Raw genomic sequence first — 4512 nt, 5'->3', positions numbered from 1 at the left:
AATCTGCTCAACCCTACTGCGATGCTCTTCAACGTGGCGTTCCTGCCCCAGTTCGTGAACCCGTCGCTCGGCCACGTACCGGGGCAGCTGCTGCTGCTCGGGACCACGCTGGTGGTCATGGGTTTCCTGTGGGACGGCGGTGTGGGGCTGCTCGCCGGGCGGCTCGGGGACGTGCTGCGGCGCAGTGCGCGGGTGAACCGGTGGATGAACATCGTCTCGGGGACGGTGTTCACGGGGCTCGCGGTGCGGCTGGCCGCTTCGCCGAAGTAGAGGCAACCTGCGGTTGACACCCCCTCGTCGTCAACCTAAGGTTGACACCATGACGACGAACCCGACCATCACGTCATCCGTACGGCTCGACGACCTCATCTCGGCCATCAAGAAGGTCCATGACGAGCCTCTCGACCAACTCCAGGACGCGGTGATCGCCGCCGATCACCTCGGGGAGGTGGCGGACCATCTGATCGGCCACTTCGTGGACCAGGCCCGGCGTTCGGGCGCCTCCTGGACGGACATCGGCAAGAGCATGGGCGTCACCCGGCAGGCGGCGCAGAAGCGGTTCGTGCCGAAGGAGTCGGCGGACCTGGCGGCCGACCAGGGCTTCAGCCGCTACACCCCGCGCGCCCGCAACGTGGTGATGGCCGCCCACAACGCGGCCGTCACCGCCCGCAACCCCGAGGGCCGCCCCGAGCACCTCGTCCTCGGCCTGCTGGCGGAACCCGAGGGCATCGCCGCGAAGGCGCTCGTCGCCCAGGGGGTCACCCTCGACGCCGTCCGCCGAGCCGCGACGGACGCGCTTCCCCCGGCCGCCGAGGACGTCCCCGAACTCGTCCCCTACGCCTCCGACGCCAAGAAGGTCCTGGAGCTCACCTTCCGCGAGGCGCTCCGGCTGGGCCACAACTACGTCGGCACCGAGCACATCCTCCTGGCCCTCCTGGAGTTCGAGCACGGCACGGGCGTGCTGTCGGGCCTCGGCATCGAGAAGAGCCAGGTGGAGGAGACCGTCGCCAAGGAGCTGGAGGGGTACCTGAAGGCGCGGGAGGAGGCGGGCGCGGCGGACGAGCAGGGCTGACGCGACGGACGAGCAGGGCTGACGCGGCCGCCAGGGGCGTCGGCGCCCGCTCGCCGGCAATGCACCGACGTCCGGAAAGTCCCTGGTCAGAGGCGTTGTCAGAGGGGGCTGGCACACTCGCAGGTGTGAACGATCGGTGGGCTCTCGCGCCGACCGAGGACGGCGGCGCGGAGGTGGCCCCCCTCGGGGGCGACGGGCTGCCCGCCGGGCCCGTGCGGCGGGAGCGGGATCCCGCCGAGGCCGTGCGGGCGCGGCCTGAGGTGGCGCGGTGGGTGTGGCGGTCCACCGCCGAGGTCTACCCCCGTCTGCTCGCCGCGGGGGTGCGGGTGGAGCGGTGCTACGACATCGAGGACGCCGAGACCCTGTTGCTCGGCCACGAGGGGCGGCACGGGGAACCGCGGTCGGCCGTCGCCGCCCTGGCCCGCCTGCGCGGTGGACCCGTACCCCCCGACCCGCCCCAGCGCGCCGCCGAACCGGGCTCGCAGTCCTCCCTGTTCGAGCCGCGCAGCGTCCATGTGCCGCTCGCCGAACTCGTCGAGGTCTACGCCGACCAGCAGCGACGGCACGACGCCACCGCGCGCCCCGACCGGATGCGGCTGCTGACGGCCGCCGAGTCGGCGGGGATGCTGGTGGCAGCCGAGATGAACCGCGCCGGGCTGCCATGGAGCGCCGAGACCCATCGTCGGGTACTGCACGAACTGCTCGGCGAGCGGTACGCCGGCGGCGGCGAGCCCCGGCGCCTCGCCGAGCTGGCCGACGAGGTGTCCGCGGCCTTCGGGCGCCGGGTGCGGCCCGACCTGCCCGCCGATGTCGTCAAGGCGTTCGCGCAGGCGGGCATCAAGGTGCGGTCGACCCGGCGCTGGGAGATCGAGTCCGTGGACCATCCGGCCGTGAAGCCGCTGGTCGAGTACAAGAAGCTGTACCGCATCTGGGTCGCCCACGGCTGGTCCTGGCTCCAGGACTGGGTGCGGGACGGGCGGTTCCGGCCCGAGTTCCTCGCGGGCGGGACCGTCACGGGCAGATGGGTCACCCATGGCGGCGGTGCCCTGCAGATCCCCAAGGTGATCCGGCGGGCCGTGGTCGCCGACCCCGGCTGGCGGCTCGTCGTGGCGGACGCCGACCAGATGGAGCCACGCGTCCTGGCGGCCATCTCCCGCGACCCGGGGCTCATGGAGGTCGCCGGGCGCGCGAGCGACCTGTACCAGTCCGTCTCCGACCGCGCCTTCTCCGGCGACCGCGCCCAGGCCAAACTCGCCGTGCTCGGCGCGGTCTACGGCCAGACCTCCGGCGACGGCCTCAAGAACCTCGCCGCGCTCCGACGCCGCTTCCCGAAGGCGGTGGCCTACGTCGACGACGCGGCCCGCGCGGGCGAGGAGGGCCGGCTGGTGCGGACCTGGCTGGGGCGGACGTGCCCGCCCGCGGCCGGGGCGGGTGACGCGGAGGAGGCGGGCATCCCCCAGGAGGACCCGGCCGCTCAGACCGCTTCCGGTTCCAGCTCCGGCTCCGGCTTCGGCTCCGGCGAGGACGGCTGGGTGCCCGGGTACGCCTCCACCAACTCCCGTGCCCGCGGCCGCTTCGCCCGCAACTTCGTCGTGCAGGGCAGCGCCGCCGACTGGGCCCTGCTGCTGCTCGCCGCGCTGCGGCAGGCCTGCGCGGGGATGGCCGCCGAACTGGTCTTCTTCCAGCACGACGAGGTGATCGTGCACTGTCCCGAGGAGGAGGCCGAGGCGGTCGTCGCGGCGATCGCACAGGCGTCGGACCTGGCCGGGCGGCTGACCTTCGGTGAGACACCGGTGCGCTTCCCGTTCACGACGGCGGTGGTGGAGTGCTACGCCGACGCGAAGTGATCACCGTAGACCGGAGTCGTCGAGCAGGGCGATGAGCTCCTGGAGCACCGCCTTCTCGTCCGTGCCGTCGAGCGCGTCGAGAGCGGCCCGCCACTGCTCGTACGCCTCCTCGGACCTGCCCCGCTCGCGCAGCAGGAGTCCGAGCTGGTGGCGGGCGAGGGCGCCGGTGTAGCGGTCGGCGCGGGCGTCCGCGCGGCGCAGGAGTTCCGCGCACTCGGCGGCGGCGCGTTCGCCGTGGCCGACCAGGCGCAGGGCCCGGACCAGGCCGAGGCGGCTCTGCGACTCGCCGTGCCAGTCGCCGGGGCTGCCGAGGATGCGCAGGCTCTCCTCGAAGTGCGCCATCGCGGCGGCCGGTTCGCCGAGGGTGAGGTGGGCGTAGCCGATGTTGCAGTGCGCCGAGTGCCGTACGACCACGCTGCCGGTCTCCTCGCCGATGGTGAGCGAGCGGCGGTGCTGTTCGATGGCGGCGCGCGGGTCGGTGTGCTCGTACAGGTTGCCGAGGTTGCTGTGGGTGACGGCCTCGCCGAAGGGGTCGTTCAACTGCCGTGCGTAGGCGAGGCTCAGCCGCAGGGCCTCGCCCGACTCGGCGTACCGGCCCAGGCCTTCGAGCAGCAGGCCCCGGTTGTTGAGGCAGCGGCGCGTCCAGGAGTCCCGGCCAAGGCGCCGCCAGATCGCGAGCGCCCGGTCGTTGAGGGCCAGGGCCTCGCTCTGCCGGCCGGTCAGGAAGTGCAGGCCGGCCAGGTCGCCGAGGGCGCACGCCTCGGCCTCCTCGTCACCGAGCCGCCGCGCCACCGTGAGCGCGGCCCGGCCGAGCACCTCCGTCTCGGCTACCCGGCCGCTGCGCTGGAGGAAGGGCGAGAGCAGGCGCAGCAGGGTGGAGACATGGGCGGCGGCGCGTTCGTCGGGGCTGTTCGCGTGCTGTTCGGCCAGGGCGACGATGTTCTCCAGTTCCGACTCGCCCCAGGCGAAGGCCTTCTCGGAGGAGGGGAACGGCGGGATGGCCAGCACGTGCGCCGCGTGCTCCGGCGGCTGCGCGGCCGTCGGACGGCGGCGGTCCTCCAGGTCGAGGCCGGGTTCGACGATCGCGGTCAGGGCGCGTTCGGCGACCGCCGCGTACCAGCGCAGGGCGGTGCGGGCGATGTCGGGGGCGTGCCCGGTGCCCGCGAGTTCCCGCGCGAAGTCGCGGACCAGGCCGTGCGGGGCGTAGCGGCCGTACGCCTTCTCCTCCAGCAGGGCCACGTCCACGAGGCGGTCGAGGGCGTCCGCGGCGCGGGTCTCGTCGGTGCCGTCGGTGCCGAGGAGACGGGCGACGAGGGGGACGCCGTAGGTGGGCAGATCGACGGCTCCGATACGGCACAGGGTGAGCGCGGCGTCGCGGTCGGAGCGGCGACCGGAGGCGGCGAGGGCGTCGTGGGCGACGGCCAGGGAGCGGCGGACGGAGAGGTCGTCGTACTCCAGATGCCGCAACCGGTCCTCGGTGGCGGCCAGTTGGTCGGCGAGGACGTCGGGGGTGAGGGCGTGCCGGGCGGCCAGCCGGGCGGCGACGACACGGAGGGCGAGGGGGAGGCGGCCGGTGAGTTCTATGAGCGGGTG

4 protein-coding genes are annotated in these 4512 nt (G+C 73.8%); 3 read left to right on the top strand and 1 reads right to left on the bottom strand.

The features are described 5' to 3' along the window. The 3 genes from EHS43_RS38125 to EHS43_RS38115 all read left to right on the top strand — a co-directional run. On the top strand, window positions 1–270 hold a 270-nt coding region (locus tag EHS43_RS38125; RefSeq protein WP_185806592.1), incomplete at its 5' end, for a LysE family translocator. Between the two features lie 49 nt (window positions 271–319). Beyond that, window positions 320–1072: a Clp protease N-terminal domain-containing protein gene (locus EHS43_RS38120; protein ID WP_125195184.1), complete on the top strand. Its 753-nt coding sequence runs from the start codon at window positions 320–322 to the stop codon at window positions 1070–1072. 125 nt (window positions 1073–1197) lie between these two features. Further along, window positions 1198–2919, top strand: a complete 1722-nt coding sequence (locus EHS43_RS38115) for a bifunctional 3'-5' exonuclease/DNA polymerase (protein WP_125195183.1) — start codon at window positions 1198–1200, stop codon at window positions 2917–2919. On the opposite strand, the gene EHS43_RS38110 is transcribed toward EHS43_RS38115, so the two are convergent. Beyond that, window positions 2920–4512 (bottom strand): tetratricopeptide repeat protein (locus EHS43_RS38110; RefSeq protein ID WP_148104202.1); only part of this gene is annotated, 1593 nt, incomplete at its 5' end.

The organism is Streptomyces sp. RP5T (genome assembly GCF_003933965.1).
GTDB lineage: Bacteria > Actinomycetota > Actinomycetes > Streptomycetales > Streptomycetaceae > Streptomyces.
The sequence above is the reverse complement of the archived record's forward strand: the minus strand, read 5'-3'. Positions and strand labels throughout refer to the sequence as shown.

What these genes read in the sequence shown, in the direction of transcription:
- EHS43_RS38120 (WP_125195184.1), top strand. Translation starts at nt 320, where the DNA reads ATGACGACGAACCCGACCATCACGTCATCCGTACGGCTCGACGACCTC.